The 14,605-nt window shown below is 45.0% G+C and carries 19 protein-coding genes; 14 read left to right on the forward strand and 5 right to left on the reverse strand.

What is annotated here, in order from left to right:
- Positions 1-302 (reverse strand): M16 family metallopeptidase (locus AC4E7D_RS02575; protein WP_490172245.1); only part of this gene is annotated, 302 nt, incomplete at its 3' end.
- A gap of 176 nt (positions 303-478) precedes the next feature.
- Here AC4E7D_RS02575 and AC4E7D_RS02580 point away from each other — a divergent pair.
- The 3 genes from AC4E7D_RS02580 to rpmA all read left to right on the forward strand — a co-directional run bounded on the left by AC4E7D_RS02580 (position 479) and on the right by rpmA (position 1,919).
- Positions 479-922, forward strand: a complete 444-nt coding sequence (locus tag AC4E7D_RS02580; protein WP_490172246.1) for a DUF4199 domain-containing protein — start codon at positions 479-481, stop codon at positions 920-922.
- A gap of 131 nt (positions 923-1,053) precedes the next feature.
- On the forward strand, positions 1,054-1,617 hold the full coding sequence (gene rplU / locus AC4E7D_RS02585; protein ID WP_490172247.1) for a 50S ribosomal protein L21: 564 nt from the start codon (positions 1,054-1,056) through the stop codon (positions 1,615-1,617).
- 41 nt (positions 1,618-1,658) lie between these two features.
- Complete coding sequence (gene rpmA / locus AC4E7D_RS02590; protein WP_490172248.1) at positions 1,659-1,919, forward strand: 50S ribosomal protein L27; 261 nt, start codon at positions 1,659-1,661, stop codon at positions 1,917-1,919.
- A 67-nt stretch (positions 1,920-1,986) separates the two neighbouring features.
- Here the strand turns inward: rpmA and ahcY are convergent, their stop codons facing one another.
- On the reverse strand, positions 1,987-3,303 hold the full coding sequence (gene ahcY, locus AC4E7D_RS02595; RefSeq protein WP_490172249.1) for an adenosylhomocysteinase: 1,317 nt from the start codon (positions 3,301-3,303) through the stop codon (positions 1,987-1,989).
- Positions 3,304-3,388: 85 nt separating this feature from the next.
- Here ahcY and AC4E7D_RS02600 point away from each other — a divergent pair, with 85 nt between their 5' ends.
- The 6 genes from AC4E7D_RS02600 to AC4E7D_RS02625 all read left to right on the forward strand — a co-directional run bounded on the left by AC4E7D_RS02600 (position 3,389) and on the right by AC4E7D_RS02625 (position 9,483).
- Positions 3,389-4,021, forward strand: coding sequence for a 4'-phosphopantetheinyl transferase family protein (locus AC4E7D_RS02600; RefSeq protein WP_490172250.1), 633 nt, complete (start codon positions 3,389-3,391; stop codon positions 4,019-4,021).
- Positions 4,022-4,070: 49 nt separating this feature from the next.
- A complete protein-coding gene (locus tag AC4E7D_RS02605) occupies positions 4,071-4,331 on the forward strand; it encodes a hypothetical protein (protein ID WP_490172251.1) in 261 nt (86 codons plus the stop codon).
- Positions 4,315-4,953, forward strand: coding sequence for a nicotinamide riboside transporter PnuC (pnuC, locus tag AC4E7D_RS02610; protein ID WP_490172252.1), 639 nt, complete (start codon positions 4,315-4,317; stop codon positions 4,951-4,953). Before AC4E7D_RS02605 ends, pnuC begins: the two co-directional genes overlap by 17 nt.
- Positions 4,908-5,471 (forward strand): AAA family ATPase, encoded by a 564-nt coding sequence (locus tag AC4E7D_RS02615; protein WP_490172253.1) that lies wholly within the window; start codon positions 4,908-4,910, stop codon positions 5,469-5,471. The genes pnuC and AC4E7D_RS02615 overlap by 46 nt, the downstream gene beginning before the upstream one ends.
- Positions 5,468-7,012, forward strand: a complete 1,545-nt coding sequence (locus AC4E7D_RS02620; RefSeq protein ID WP_490172254.1) for a DUF4301 family protein — start codon at positions 5,468-5,470, stop codon at positions 7,010-7,012. The genes AC4E7D_RS02615 and AC4E7D_RS02620 overlap by 4 nt, the downstream gene beginning before the upstream one ends.
- Before the next feature lie 296 nt (positions 7,013-7,308).
- Complete coding sequence (locus AC4E7D_RS02625) at positions 7,309-9,483, forward strand: TonB-dependent receptor (RefSeq protein WP_490172255.1); 2,175 nt, start codon at positions 7,309-7,311, stop codon at positions 9,481-9,483.
- Here AC4E7D_RS02625 and AC4E7D_RS02630 read toward each other — a convergent pair whose 3' ends face one another.
- Positions 9,484-9,918, reverse strand: coding sequence for a hypothetical protein (locus tag AC4E7D_RS02630; protein WP_490172256.1), 435 nt, complete (start codon positions 9,916-9,918; stop codon positions 9,484-9,486).
- 243 nt (positions 9,919-10,161) lie between these two features.
- On the opposite strand from AC4E7D_RS02630, the gene greA reads away from it, so the two are divergent.
- A complete protein-coding gene (greA, locus tag AC4E7D_RS02635) occupies positions 10,162-10,638 on the forward strand; it encodes a transcription elongation factor GreA (RefSeq protein WP_490172257.1) in 477 nt (158 codons plus the stop codon).
- Between the two features lie 98 nt (positions 10,639-10,736).
- Positions 10,737-11,129, forward strand: a complete 393-nt coding sequence (locus AC4E7D_RS02640) for an HIT family protein (protein ID WP_490172258.1) — start codon at positions 10,737-10,739, stop codon at positions 11,127-11,129.
- On the opposite strand, the gene AC4E7D_RS02645 is transcribed toward AC4E7D_RS02640, so the two are convergent.
- Together AC4E7D_RS02645 and AC4E7D_RS02650 are read right to left on the reverse strand one after the other, a co-directional pair.
- Positions 11,110-11,472, reverse strand: coding sequence for a hypothetical protein (locus AC4E7D_RS02645; protein WP_490172259.1), 363 nt, complete (start codon positions 11,470-11,472; stop codon positions 11,110-11,112). The two genes, AC4E7D_RS02640 and AC4E7D_RS02645, sit on opposite strands and share 20 nt — an antisense overlap.
- A 2-nt stretch (positions 11,473-11,474) precedes the next feature.
- Positions 11,475-12,623 carry a sensor histidine kinase gene (locus AC4E7D_RS02650; protein WP_490172260.1) on the reverse strand — a complete coding sequence of 383 codons (1,149 nt, stop codon included), beginning with the start codon at positions 12,621-12,623 and terminating at the stop codon, positions 11,475-11,477.
- Positions 12,624-12,733: 110 nt separating this feature from the next.
- On the opposite strand from AC4E7D_RS02650, the gene AC4E7D_RS02655 reads away from it, so the two are divergent.
- The 3 genes from AC4E7D_RS02655 to AC4E7D_RS02665 form a co-directional block, all read left to right on the forward strand.
- A complete protein-coding gene (locus tag AC4E7D_RS02655) occupies positions 12,734-13,618 on the forward strand; it encodes a flavin reductase family protein (protein WP_490172261.1) in 885 nt (294 codons plus the stop codon).
- Positions 13,619-13,620: 2 nt separating this feature from the next.
- Positions 13,621-13,998: a DUF3127 domain-containing protein gene (locus AC4E7D_RS02660; protein WP_490172262.1), complete on the forward strand. Its 378-nt coding sequence runs from the start codon at positions 13,621-13,623 to the stop codon at positions 13,996-13,998.
- 232 nt (positions 13,999-14,230) lie between these two features.
- A partial coding sequence (locus tag AC4E7D_RS02665) for a leucyl/phenylalanyl-tRNA--protein transferase (RefSeq protein WP_490172263.1) occupies positions 14,231-14,605 on the forward strand: 375 nt, incomplete at its 3' end.

The following is a 14,605-nucleotide window of genomic DNA, read 5'->3' on the forward strand; positions in this document are numbered from 1 at the left end:
TTCGCATTATTGGTACCTCCGTTAGAGGAAACAATTTCGAACCATTTGCCTTTTGGGATGTTCTTGGTTCCTTCGAACAACAGATGTTCAAACAAATGAGCAAAACCGGTGCGTCCTTCGGTCCGGTCTTTTCCGCCCACATGATACATTACCGAGGTCGTAACTACCGGCGCCGTATTGTCCTGATGCAGGATCACGTGCAGTCCATTGTCCAGGTCGTACTCCTCGTAGGCCACCTGTTGACCATTGACGGAAACGAGCATGAACAGTGCCAGTACCGCCAACGAAAATCGTGTTTTCATACGTAAAGTGTTTAGATGATTTAAAATGTGATATTCTTTTTTAAAGCTTAGCTAATGTAAGCCTTGCAGGTGGAATTTCCCACAGCTATTGTGTAAGTGGTAAGGATTTAACAAGAATTTAATCAAAAACACCACATATTTCTTATTTTGTTGATAGAACCAAAAAAACTAAAGATATGATGCGTTTTAGCCTTCCCATCCGATTTGGAATTGCCACAAGCGGGAGCCTGGTGGGATATTTCCTGCTGCTTTCGCTGGTTGACCTCCATACCAATGTTTTTTACAGTCTTTTTAATGGTGTGATTACGGGCTTTGGAATTTACGAGGCCATCAAGTACCGAAAGATCGAACTGCAGGAGGATTTCAACTATGGTGTGGGATTTAAGACCGGCATCATAACCGGTTTTGTAGCCACACTGATCTTCACCTTGTTTTTTGCTATTTATTCGGAAGATATCAACCCTGATTTCCTTCAGCAGCTCTCCACGACCTGGTTTAGTGATTACCAGAGTTTCGAGGCCATTGTGTTTTTTACGGTTGCGGTAATGGGATTCGCCACTACTTTGGTGCTAACCCTGGCCTTCATGCAATTATTTAAGACCTCAAAAAATCCGAAATGAAGATTTCTAAAATTGGTGTAAAAGCCTTGTGAATTCCCAATTAAGCAGTATATTTGCACCCGCTTGAATTCCAGGGAGCTACTCTGTGTATTCAACCAAATCAAAGACAACTAAGATTTAACAGTCAACGTATGTATGCAATTGTAGAGATAGCAGGGCAGCAATTTAAAGTTGCGAAAGACCAGAAGGTATATGTGCACCGGCTTAAGGAAGAGGAAGGCAAGAAAGTAACCTTTCACGATGTTCTCTTACTTGAAGACGGAAAGGACATCACCATCGGCGCCCCGGCTATAGACGGAGCCGCAGTAGAGGCTAAAGTCGTTAAACACCTGAAAGGAGACAAGGTTATTGTCTTCAAGAAAAAAAGGCGAAAAGGCTACCGGGTTAAGAATGGACACCGCCAGCAATTAACCGAATTGTTAATTGAAGGGATTGTGGCCAAGGGAGCAAAAAAGACCGCTGCTAAAAAAGCGGAAGCTCCAAAGGCAAAGCCGACAGCACCTGCAGCCAAAAAAGAAGAAAAACCAGTAAAGGCAGCTCCTAAAAAGGCTGCACCAAAAGCCAAGAAAGAAAAACCTGTAGCTGACCTCAGCAGCAAGACTGTGGCTGAACTAAAGGAAATGGCCAAGGCCAAAGGCATCAGCGGGTACTCTTCTTTGAAAAAGGCTGAACTGATTGAAGTATTAAGCAAATAAAGTAGAACAGACCGGGAGTTCCCGGCTTAAAAATAAATATCATGGCACATAAAAAAGGTGTAGGTAGTTCTAAGAACGGAAGGGAATCGGAATCTAAACGCCTGGGCGTTAAGATCTTTGGCGGACAACCTGCTGTTGCCGGAAACATTATTGTAAGGCAAAGAGGAACCAAACACAACGCCGGTGACAATGTATATGCCGGAAAAGATCATACCCTGCACGCTAAGGTAGACGGGATCGTTAGGTTTGATAAAAAGTCCGGAGGTAGGTCCTTTGTTTCTGTAGACCCCTTTGAGGCATAATTAAAACCTTTATAAAATTAAAAACCCACAATCTGCATTGTGGGTTTTTTTTTAAGATCTCTGGTAATTAATACCGGTAATAGTCCGGTTTAAATGGTCCTTCGGGCTTCACACCTATATAGCTGGCCTGATCTTTCCTGAGTTCAGTGAGCTCTGCTCCGAGACGCTCCAGATGGAGTTGAGCGACCTTTTCATCAAGGTGCTTGGGTAACATGTATACCTTGTTCTCGTATTTGTCGCTGTGGTTCCACAGTTCGATTTGAGCAAGTACCTGGTTGGTAAAGGAATTACTCATCACAAAACTGGGGTGGCCAGTAGCACAGCCCAGGTTTACCAGCCTTCCTTCAGCCAGGATAATGATGTCTTTTCCATCCAGGGTATATTTGTCTACCTGGGGTTTGATCTCATCTTTGGTATGCCCGTACTCACCATTGATCCAGGCCATGTCAATTTCGTTATCAAAATGGCCGATATTGCAAACGATGGCTTTGTCGCGCATACTCCTGAAATGTTCCTCGCGGATAATGTCCTTGTTCCCCGTAGCCGTTACAATAATATCTGCTTTGTCTACCACACTCTCCAGCCGCTTCACTTCATAGCCATCCATACAGGCTTGCAGGGCGCAGATCGGATCAATTTCGGTTACGGTTACAATGGCGCCTGCTCCGCGGAAGGAAGCAGCTGTACCCTTTCCAACATCTCCGTAACCTGCTACAACCACGCGCTTTCCGGCAAGCATGGTGTCAGTGGCCCTTCTTATAGCGTCTACTGCACTTTCCTTGCAGCCGTATTTGTTGTCAAATTTCGACTTGGTGACAGAATCGTTCACATTGATGGCAGGCATGGGAAGCACCCCATTTTTGAAACGCTCGTACAGACGGTGTACCCCTGTAGTGGTTTCCTCTGACAGGCCCTTAATACCACTTGTGAGCTCCGGGTACTGGTCCAGTACCATATTGGTAAGGTCTCCGCCATCGTCCAGTATCATATTGAGCGGCTGGCGTTCTTCCCCAAAAAAGAGAGTTTGCTCAATACACCAGTCGAACTCCTCTTCAGTCATCCCTTTCCAGGCATATACGGGAATGCCGGCAGCGGCTATTGCAGCGGCGGCATGGTCCTGCGTAGAAAAGATGTTGCAGGAACTCCAGGTTACTTCTGCTCCAAGGGCAACAAGTGTTTCAATAAGAACTGCGGTTTGGATCGTCATATGAAGGCAGCCTGCGATCCTCGCTCCTTTTAAGGGTTGTTCCTTGGCATATTCTTCCCTCAGGGCCATTAATCCCGGCATTTCTGCCTCAGCCAGGGTGATTTCCTTCCTTCCCCATTCGGCAAGTGCCAAATCCTTTACTTTGTAAGGGATGAAGGGTATGGTTTTGGTGCTCATATCAATAATTTTCTTTTTACATTCGCTGCTTACAAGGAGCAGCCGATTTTTGTCCAGCAAAGGTAATGATAACTGAATTATTCCCATGCCTCTTTACAAAACATTAGCAGTAGACAAGCACATAACCATTATGTTATGGAAAGTAGAGGAGGAAGAGACTTTCCTGTCTGCCCACTTGAAGCTGGAACCTTATAGTATTAAGCGGCTCAGCGGGATGAAATCTTCCCTGCACAGAAGGGCGTATCTCAGCATAAGGCACCTGCTGAGGCATGCGGGGTATACTGACGGGGACCTGTATTACGATGATCTGGGGAAACCCCATCTCAGTGACGGAAATTATATCTCCATCACCCATTCCCATATTTTTACCGGGATTATCATCAGCAAGCATATCCCTGTAGGAATTGATATAGAAAAACAACGGGATAAAATTGCCAGGATTGCCCATAAGTTCACAGATCTGGACTATGATCGCAGTAGTGAGGATTTGGACCTTGTCAGGAAACTTACCGTTCTCTGGGGGGCTAAGGAATCGGTTTACAAAATCTTGTCGACTCCGGGGATCAGTTTTTACAAGCATATTGATATATCGGACTTTGACCTCAGCATCGGGACCACCTCCGGGAAAGCCACATTCGAAGGACAGGTAACCCGCTATGGTATTGCTTTCTTTGAGTTTGAGGGCTTTACCTGTGTTTATGCCCTCAACGGTAAATAAGCAGACCAATATTAAAAACTACCAGTATCAGCACATAAATTTTGAAAGTATGCACGTTTCTGTAGAACTCACATTATCCCCACTGCAAGATGATTTTGAGGCACCTATTATTGCATTTATTAAAAGACTCAGGGACTCGGGTTTTACAGTTATGGAAAACCCCCTCAGCACTCAGGTATATGGCGAATATGACCGGCTAATGCCCATGCTGCAGGCTGCCATGAAGGAGGCGCTTTTGTCCACAGAACACGGACTTTTTTTTATAAAACTCGTAAAATCAGACCGCAGTGGCTATGAGCCTCATTTTTGATTGGTTATTTGCCCAATATGAGGGGACGCCATCTCATCTGATCGCCCTTGAGCTGGTTGGAGTGGTTTTTGGCTTTTTAAGTGTTTGGTATGCCAAGCGGGAGAATATTCTGGTTTTTCCAACTGGGATCATCAGTACCGGTATATTTGTCTACATTCTACTGGTATTTGGCCTTTTGGGGGACATGCTGATCAATGCCTACTACTTTGCCATGAGTGTGTATGGCTGGTATGTATGGACCCGCAAGGTTGACGACACCCATTTCATTCCCATTACCCGAACCAGCAATAAGGAAAAATTATGGTCTGTATTCCTTTTTTCGGGCACCTTATTATTTGTAGTGCTGGTCTATCTGGTTTTTGATAAGTTCAGTAGTTGGACGGCCTACGTAGATACGGTAACCACAGCCATATTCTTTGTAGGCATGTGGTTGATGGCCAGGAAAAAGCTTGAAAACTGGACCTTCTGGATCATTGGGGACCTTATCTCCATTCCGCTGTATTTGTACAAAGGGCTTATCTTTACCTCTTTTCAATACCTGTTGTTCACCCTGATCGCAGTATTTGGCTATTTGGAATGGAAGAAAAACTTAAACAAGAGCCCTCAGACCTTGTTAAGGTAGTGTTGTTTGGTCCGGAGTCTACCGGAAAGACTACCCTTGCTTCCCAGTTGGCAGAACATTACAACACCCTCTGGGTGCCGGAATATGCCCGGGAGTACCTTCAGAAGAAATGGGATCGGGAACAAAAAACCTGTGAACCTGAAGATTTACTACCCATTGCTGTCGGACAAATCGCACTGGAGAACCAGTTTTCTAGGAAGGCGGAGCAGATTCTCATCTGCGATACTGATCTTTTGGAGACCAAAGTATATTCAGAAGCCTATTACCTAGGGTATTGTGATCCCGTACTGGAAAAATACGCACTGGAAAACCAATATGACCTCTACCTGCTTACGGGAATTGATGTTCCCTGGGTAAAAGATGACCTGCGTGATAAACCTAATGAACGGGAGCATATGTTCTCGTTTTTCAGGGATACTTTGATAAAATTTAGGCGTAATTTTATTACCTTAAAGGGAAGTGAAGAAGAACGCTTCACAACCGCTGTCAACCATATCGATCAACTGTTAAAACCATGATAGACTTCTCGGAAAAGGACTTACAACAACTCGAGGTAAAAGGCATATCCCAAAGTAAAGTACACCAACAAATCCAGACCTTCCGGGAAGGAATCCCGTTCACACGGCTGGAAAAGGCCGCAATAGTTGGTGATGGAATTCTGCGTTTTTCTCAACAGGATGCTGAAACTGTCGTAAAAGAATATGATTCGGCTGTAGGTTCTCTTTCCATTCTGAAATTCGTTCCTGCTTCAGGGGCGGCTTCCCGCATGTTTAAAGCCTTGTTCCATTTTTTGGAGGCTTTTAATCCCGGTAAGGAGACCCTGGATGAATACCTGCAACGGACAAATGACCGCGATATAGAGGTATTTGTTGAGAACTTGGAACGATTTCCCTTTTACAAAGAGGTGAAAGACCGGATAACTGAAAAGTTTTCAGATCCCGGTAGGGCACTGGTATATTTTGTCCGCGAGATGCTGGATGAAACAGGACTAGATTACGGTTTTTATCCTAAGGGATTATTGCCATTCCACCAGTATACGTCCCATGTAGCCACTGCTTTTGAGGAGCATCTAAGAGAGGGGGCTGATTACGCTGCAGTAGGCAACGAGGGCCGATTGCATTTCACAATATCCCCACAACACGAAGAACTATTTAAACAAACCTACGCAGGGATCCGCGAAAAGTTGGAAAAGGAAACCGGAGTGGTCTTCAATGTCAGTTATTCTTTCCAGAAACCCGCTACAGACACTATTGCAGTTACACCTGAAAATACTCCTTTTCGTGATTCAGACGGCAGCCTATTATTCCGTCCGGGTGGACATGGGGCATTGATCGAAAACCTGGATGAGCAGGAAGCCGATATCATCTTTATCAAGAATATCGACAATGTTTCCGTTCCTAAAATTGCTGGTAAGGTAGGCGAAAGCAAGAAATTGCTGGCAGGGGTACTGCTACGTGTCCAGAATAAGGCCCATGATTACGCCCGCCTTCTGGAATCACCTGATATTACGGGAGAACAGGTTCAGGAAATAAAGCGCTTCCTCATGGAAGAACTCAATGTGCGTTTTTCTGATAATTATGGAGGATTCAGTCTGGGACAGCAGTTGGATATTTTGCGTGACAAGATCAACCGACCCATTCGTGTATGTGGTATGGTAAAAAATCAGGGGGAGCCCGGAGGGGGACCCTATTGGGTCACTGACCCCAATGGAAATATTTCTTTGCAAATTGTAGAATCTGCCCAGGTTAATCTTGAAGACGCTGCTCAGCAGGAGATCTTCAGGGAGGCTACACACTTTAATCCAGTAGATTTGGTATGCGGGGTAAAGGACCATAAAGGTGAGAAATACAAGTTACTCAACTTTGTTGATGCCACCCAGGGATTTATTTCTGAGAAAACAAAGGATGGGAAACCCTTAAAGGCGCTTGAACTTCCAGGACTATGGAATGGGGCTATGGCCTTCTGGAATACCATCTTTGTGGAAGTACCACTGCTCACTTTTAATCCTGTCAAAACGGTTAATGATTTACTTAAACCTGCTCATCAGGGGCTGGCCTAAAGAAGGTGACCCAAAGAGTAGCTATGGAAAAATTCGGGTGAATCCTTTTTAGGTATTCTCCCGCTATTGTACCTTTGCACCATCTCAAAGGGGTGCTGTTGGGGAAACAACCTGTTGGGAGTACAGTAATTCAAGAATGTCAAAATCCCCGATGGCTGAGATTATACCCAATGAACCTGCCCGGGTAATGCCGGGAAGGGAGGCGCAAAACGCCATTTGGATGTATTCCGAACTTCCGGAATAGAAAAATCAAAAACAAAGAATAATTGCCCCTTTTATTCGTAAAATTTTTACGGATGAAAAGAGTTTTTATCACATCACTGCTTACAGTCATTTGCTTTGGCATCTATGCACAGGAAGAACCTCAGCAAGATTCCCTGGAACTCAAGAAAATAGACCTGGATGAGGTCATGGTGTCCGCTATTCGTGTTACCCGCGAGATTCCGCTCACCTTTACCAATCTTGAAAAGAAGGAGATTGCCCCCCGTAACCTGGGACAGGACATCCCCATCCTCATGAATTTTTTGCCTGCGGTGGTGACCACCTCGGATGCCGGAGCAGGGGTAGGGTATACGGGCATTCGTGTTCGCGGCAGTGATGCCACCAGGGTAAACGTTACGATCAACGGTATTCCTTATAATGATTCGGAGTCCCATGGTACGTTTTGGGTAAATCTGCCTGACTTCAGTTCTTCCACAGAGAACTTGCAGCTTCAGCGGGGGGTAGGGACTTCAACCAATGGTGCAGGAGCATTTGGGGCGAGTTTGAATATCTTAACTGATGATGTTTCCGAAGAGGCCTATGCCCAGATCGCATCTTCTTTTGGGAGCTTCAATACCCTTAGGAACAATGTAAAATTCAGTACGGGATTGCTCAACGACAAATTTGAGTTATCCGGCAGGTTATCCAGAATTACGTCAGACGGATATGTAGATCGTGCCGCTTCAGAGCTGGAATCTTATTTCCTGCAGGGGGCATATAAGGATGAGAACACCTTACTTAAAGGATTGCTCTTTGGAGGGCACGAGATCACATACCAGTCCTGGTTTGGCATTGATGCCGAAACGCTGGCCACGGATCGTACGTTTAACCCTGCTGGGAGATACACCGATGACAACGGGGAAACAAGGTTCTATGAAAACGAGGTGGATAACTACAAGCAGGATCATGCCCAGCTGCACTGGAACGAAAACTGGAGTAGTCAGTGGAGTAGCCATATTGCCCTTCACTATACACGGGGGCGTGGTTATTTTGAACAATTTCGAGAGGACGATGATTTTGCTACATATGGCTTTGACCCGGTAACCATAAACGGGGAACTGGTCAACACCACTGATCTGGTACGCAGGCGCTGGCTGGATAATGATTTTTACGGCACTGTATTTTCCCTGACCCAAAATGCTGAAGACTATAATTTAGTAATTGGCGGGGGTTATAATATCTACAAAGGCGACCATTTCGGAGAGGTGATCTGGGCGCGCAGGGCCCCGGATAGTTTTATCCGTGACCGGTATTATGAGGACGAATCTCGAAAAACCGATTTCAATATTTTCGCCAAGACCAATTACGCCCTCAACCCACGCTGGCGGCTCTTTGGTGACCTGCAGTTTCGCACTGTGGGCTATGAAGCGAATGGTGATGAAACGGGAATTGTGGACGATACGTTTAATTTTTTCAATCCCAAGGCAGGACTTACCTACACCCTTAACCAGAACAACCGGCTTTATTTCTCCTATGCCGTGGCACAACGTGAACCCAACCGGAACGATTATGAAAATGGGAATCCCCGTCCCGAAAAATTAAATGATTTTGAATTGGGATGGCGTTACCTGAATCCTGATTTCCAGATTAACGCCAATATGTATTACATGCGCTACAAAGATCAGCTAGTCCTAACCGGGGAGCTGAACGATGTAGGGGCACCGCTGCGTGCCAATGTGGGGGACAGTTATCGACTGGGGATAGAAGTTGAGGCCAACATCAGGTTGGGCAACCGTTTCAGCTGGCAGCCGAATATTGCTTTGAGCACCAATAAAAATGAGGATTTTGTATTTCAGCGAGACGGGGCACTCCAAAATCTCGGCAATACCAATATTGCCTATTCCCCGGGGATTATCGTGGGAAACCGACTGGCCTGGACCCCAAGGGAAGATTTGGAGATTGCGTTACTCACCAAGTACGTTGGGGAGCAGTATATGGGCAACATCGATTCTGAAAACAGTATCCTGGAAGCCTATTCTCAGACGGATTTTAATTTTAGCTACCAGATCGCGCTTAATGATTTCATCAAAACCATCACCATTTCCGGTCTGGTGAATAACATTTTCGACGCGAAATTTGTGTCTAACGGGTACTTTTTCACCTTTGATGACGATTTTAGCAACCCGGGCACAGTAACTACAGTAGAAGGCGCAGGGTATTACCCACAGGCAGGGATAAATTTCCTGCTGGGGGCAACGGTCACTTTCTGATCAATTGGAAATGATCACCGTACTGCCACTTCTTGCCGTGTTGTAAATGAGCATATCAAAGTAGCGTTCCCCGTCGTCTGGCCGGTTGAGTTGCTGGCCGGAAAATAAACTGTATTCAAAACCCTCACAGGGACAGGTAGCAACCTGGTCCTCCAGGACCATAGTAGAACAACTATTAGGGACGTGGTTGGGGCAGCTCGCCTCCAGGGACAGCAGGTCAAACCCAGTGTTGATAACAAATACCCCACGGATTCCCGCGTTGATATCATTGATGTATACAGCGTTCCCCGGAGTGTTTAAAGGGCTGTAAAGGGGGAGGTTCAGGTTGATCTCAATTCGGAAACTCAATTCCTGTAAATAGGGGTTTCTGCGAGTGTCATTCTTGCCACAGCTGAGCAATACAAATAGTAGAAATATCCCTGTTAGACGATTCATTCCTGGAGTAACAAATGAAGGTTGGTAAACAAAGTTGAGCAAAAAATGCATATCTTTGCGTTAAATCCTCTTTAAATAAGGGGATTTTCCTATTAGAACAACTCCATTTTGATGCTACACCCCTATTATAAGCGTACTTGAGTCTATTCATACAAAATGGCCAGTTGATCTAATCCTGCTCTACGGCAGGATTTGTTGTAATTATAGATTGAATATCCCCTCGAGGGAATAAAAAATGAAGTTATGAGCAACGTATCTTATTACACTGCGGAAGGCTTGAAGAATTTAAGAGAAGAATTGAATCACCTGCGCGATGTGGAACGTCCTAAAGCCTCGCAGGCCATTGCCGAAGCGAGGGATAAGGGCGACCTGTCTGAAAATGCAGAATACGATGCAGCAAAAGAAGCCCAGGGGTTACTGGAATTAAAGATTTCCAAATTGGAAGAAACCCTTGCAAATGCCCGATTGATCGATGAATCCCAGTTGGATCTTTCCAAGGTTTTGGTATTGTCCACAGTTAAGATAAAGAACCAACAAAACGGCATGGAAATGACATATACCCTGGTCGCAGAAAGTGAAGCCGACCTCAAGTCCGGGAAGATTTCAGTGACCTCTCCTATTGGTAAAGGGTTATTGGGTAAGGAAGTAGGTGATATCGCTGAGATTTCAGTTCCTAATGGCACCCTGAAACTGGAAATCCTCGAAATCAGCAGGGAATAGCCTTTTAATTATGCATATTTAAGATCCTTTGCTTCGTTTTAGCAAAGGATTTTTTATTTTCAGGTATCCGTAGTTACTAATACAATATGTCCTGAGTTATGGCCAGTATATTTACTAAGATTATAGCGGGAGAAATCCCCTCGTACAAGATTGCCGAGAACGAAGACTTTTATGCCTTCCTGGACATTAATCCCAATGCTCCCGGGCATACCCTTTGTGTGCCTAAAAAGGAAGTGGACAAAATTCTGGACCTCGATGAGGAGACCTACTCGGGTTTGATGGCCTTTTCCCGTAAAGTTGGCCTCGCCATTGAGGCAGCAGTACCTTGCGAACGGGTGGGGATTTCCGTTATCGGACTGGAAGTACCCCATGTGCATGTACATTTAATCCCTTTGAGGAGCATGTCTGATGCTACTTTTGCCACCAAAGTCGATATGGGTCCGGAAGAATTTGAAGAAATAGCATCCCGGATCAGGGCGAAACTTCAATGATGCCTGACGTAAAGAGGTAGTACCCCGTGGCTATCAGCAGTAGTAGCAGTACGATTAGAAAATAACTAAGCCGGGAAAGCTTTGTGCTCTTCTTCTTTGGGACGATCATCTTCTGAAAATATTCGAAAGAACGTTCAATATCATCTGTCCATTTTACAGGGTAAATTCTGGAATGACAAGTGTTGCAGACCATGTGGTGGGAGACTTCTCCGGTGATCTGATAATACCATCGCGAATCCCGGTGTTTTTGGTAGAACGTGAGTGTCATATTCTGGTTAAAGCACTCGGGGCAATTGTTGGTGATCTCTGCTTGTTTTAGCACTACTTGTTTTTCTTTTGCCATATTCAAGCATGAATTTTAAGTGATATTTGCATTATAGTGCCCCCTTTCGTTGAGGACAGGACCTTGACCCGTCCCTTGTGATATTCTTCTACGATGCGTTTGACCAGGGATAACCCCAGGCCCCATCCCCTTTTTTTACTGGTATATCCCGGATTAAATATGGTCTGGAAATCTCCTCGCGCAATTCCGTGGCCCGTGTCTGAAATAAGCACGTTTACGTATTTCCCTGCTGGCACAATTTCTATAGCGATATTGCCTTTGCCCTTCATGGCATCAATTCCATTCTTTACGAGGTTTTCAATGGTCCAGTTATAAAGCGAGGGGTTCAGCATCACCGGAATGTTTTCGGCCCTGGAATCAAATGAAAAGTGGATGAGTTTGGAACTCCTGACCCGCAGATAGTCGTATGCATTTCTGGTTTCTTCCACCAGGTTACATTTCTGCAATTTTGGCAGGGAGCCAATCTTTGAAAAACGCTCGGTGATGGTTTGTAAGCGACTGATGTCTTTTCCTATTTCACTTGATATTTCAGGATTGATCTTTTCGTTCTTCAGTAATTCGTTCCAGCCAAGAAGCGATGTTAGGGGTGTTCCAATCTGATGCGCCGTTTCCTTGGCCATTCCCGCCCAGAGCTTGTTTTGTTCAGACGCCTTATTTGTTTTAAAGAAAAAAAACAGTACCGCGCCGAAGAGGAATATGATAAGCATCAGGGCAATGGGGTAGTATTTAAGTTTGTTCAATACCTCGGAGTTACCATAGTACAAGGTGGCCAGGTATTCGCCCTTATCTTCCATAATGATGGGGGTATTCTCACTCTTGAACTGATTGAGTTTTTTCATCAGGTAGGCCGTGTCCTGTACCAGTTCCAGCGGCATGTTGTTGGTTTTAAAGGTGCTGTCCTTGTTTACCAGGATCATCGGGGTGGAGGTATTGTTCTGGAAGATGGTAAGCGGGAGGTTCCCCGGATCAGCATCTGCCGGCAAGGACAGGAATTCTGCCTGGGCAGTAGCCCATATCTCCATTTTGTAACGCTCCTCTTCCTTAAATTTTTTGAAGAAACTGTTCGTGTTCCATAGGATAAGGCTTACAATTATGAAGGAGGCCAACAGCAGGATAAAGTTGGACGTTTTCTTTCTGGGATTAAAATTCATCCATCATTGTAATTCACCTTAAAGATAACTCAAAATCACTGAATTTGTTGTACCTGATTCCGATGGAGGGGGCTTTCCATTAGGCGGGAATTTATGTATTTTTGTGAGCCATGGAAGAGCTTATTTCCTTTATCCCATCAGAACTGCAAACAGCCAAACTGCACGGGTATTTACTGGGTGCAGTGGGGCCGAGGCCCATTGCCTTTGCAAGTACGGTGGATAAAGAAGGAAGGCCTAATCTCTCCCCGTATAGTTTTTTCAATGTATTCAGTGCCAACCCACCGGTTCTTATCTTTTCACCAGCCCGTCGTGTACGGGACAATACTACCAAGCATACCCTGGAAAATGTATTGGAAACAAAGGAAGTGGTGGTAAATGTGGTTAGTTATCCCATAGTGCAGCAAATGTCGCTCTCCAGTACAGAATATGCAAAGGGAGAAAATGAGTTCATAAAATCGGGCTTACGCATGTTGAAATCAGATCTGGTGGCCCCGTTCCGGGTAGCTGAATCCCCGGTTCAGTTTGAATGCAAAGTCACCAAGGTTGAGCCCCTGGGACGTGAAGGCGGAGCAGGCAACCTGATCTTTTGTGAAGTGCTCAAAATACATATACAAAAAGGGATTTTGGATAGAAAAGGAGGTATCGACCAGCACAAAATAGACCAGGTAGCGCGTATGGGTGGGAACTGGTATACACGAGCGAATAAGGGGATGTTTGAAGTGCCGAAACCCCTCTCATCCAAAGGTATTGGAGTAGATAGCATTCCAGTTCATATCCGGAACAGTACCGTGCTTACCGGAAACGATCTGGGTAAATTGGGTAATGTAGAGCAAATTCCATCTGCCGAGGAAGTGACAACTTTCCTTGAGCAGGAATTGGCGATAAGGGCCATTGTAAGTGCAGACGATATCCAGTTACTGCATAAAAAGGCACAGGAATATTTAAATAATAATGATACACTTTCCGCATGGAAAGTATTATTGGCAAACGCATAAACATGGAGATACAAGGAAGGATCAAATTAATTGACGAGACCAAAACCTACGGCAGTAACGGCTTCCGAAAACGAGAAGTTGTAATCACCACGGAAGAGCAATATCCACAACACCTACTGGTGGAGTTCATTCAGGATAAAACCGATTTGCTGGACAAGTTTTCTATTGGGCAACAGGTGAAGGTGAGCATAAACCTCAGAGGCCGCGAATGGGTGAATCCCCAGGGGGAAACCAAGTATTTTAATTCCATTCAGGGGTGGCGAATAGAAGCCCTTGAGGAGGCCTCAGCAGAAGCCGGAATGCCCCCCACCCCACCTTTAGACAGTTTTGAACCTGCAGATAATCTACAGGAAGAAGACTTTGACGACCTTCCTTTCTAAAAGGCAGTTTCAAAGAGGTTTGGTTATTGGTAGGCTATTGCAACGAAGTGATTCACTTCGTTGCATGAAACCATGTTTCTATGGTAACTTATTTTCCTTTTACCATTGCCATATTGATAACCCTGTTAGGTTGGTCTTCGGGATCCTGTCCGCCGTATTGATCTCTTTTTACAATCAGCGTCTTGCGTTGATTTTCTGATCTTTTTATTAAATTATTAGAAAATAAACAGCTTTGGAGAAAAAGCAATATCCACTTGTTTTCCTGAGTGAAAAACTTGAATTCCCGCCTGTAGAACACGCCAATTCTGAAGGACTTCTGGCCGTGGGGGGAGACCTGTCCCCAAAACGGCTCATCCTGGCGTATTCCAATGGAATTTTTCCCTGGTTCAATGAAGACTCCCTGATATTGTGGTGGTGCCCGGACCCCCGGATGGTTTTATTTCCGGAAAAGATCAGGATCTCCAAGACCATGCGCAGGGTAATGCAATCAGATATTTTTGAAATCCGTGTAAATACTGCTTTCAAGCAGGTTATTGACCAATGTGCTGCTATTCCCCGCAGGGGTCAGCAAGGGACCTGGATCACAAGTGAAATGAAGAATGCCTAT

It is taken from the genome of Lentiprolixibacter sp., from assembly GCF_982873095.1.